The organism is Priestia sp. SIMBA_032 (genome assembly GCF_046535215.1).
In the GTDB taxonomy this organism is placed as follows: domain Bacteria; phylum Bacillota; class Bacilli; order Bacillales; family Bacillaceae_H; genus Priestia; species Priestia aryabhattai.
This window is the reverse complement of record NZ_JAWRXD010000374.1, coordinates 1-306: the sequence shown is the minus strand read 5'-3', so window position 1 is coordinate 306 and position 306 is coordinate 1. Positions and strand designations below refer to the sequence as shown.

At 36.9% G+C, this 306-nt stretch carries 1 protein-coding gene; it reads left to right on the top strand.

The genetic code is table 11. From position 1 onward, the window contains the following. Window positions 1–306, top strand: a 306-nt coding sequence (locus tag SB717_RS34805) for a CPBP family glutamic-type intramembrane protease (protein ID WP_410907434.1), incomplete at both ends; no start/stop codon positions are given.

The following is a 306-nucleotide window of genomic DNA, read 5'->3' as shown; positions in this document are numbered from 1 at the left end:
ATCGTGCTTTGGTTACTTAGAACAGATATTCGTGACAGGCATTTAGATCCAATGCGCTCTTCTGTTCCAGCTACTATTGGATGGATTTTCATCGGGTTCTTCTTAGCAATCATCTCACAATCCATTGCAGGTATGATTGAAATGTATGTATTTGGGGTTCCACGTGGATCTGAGAATACAGACAGACTGATGGACATCGCAAGAACGATACCTTGGTTCCTTATTGTTGTATCTATAATTGGACCTATCTTAGAAGAAATCGTATTTAGAAAAATTTTATTTGGTACACTTTATAAGAAGTTTAAC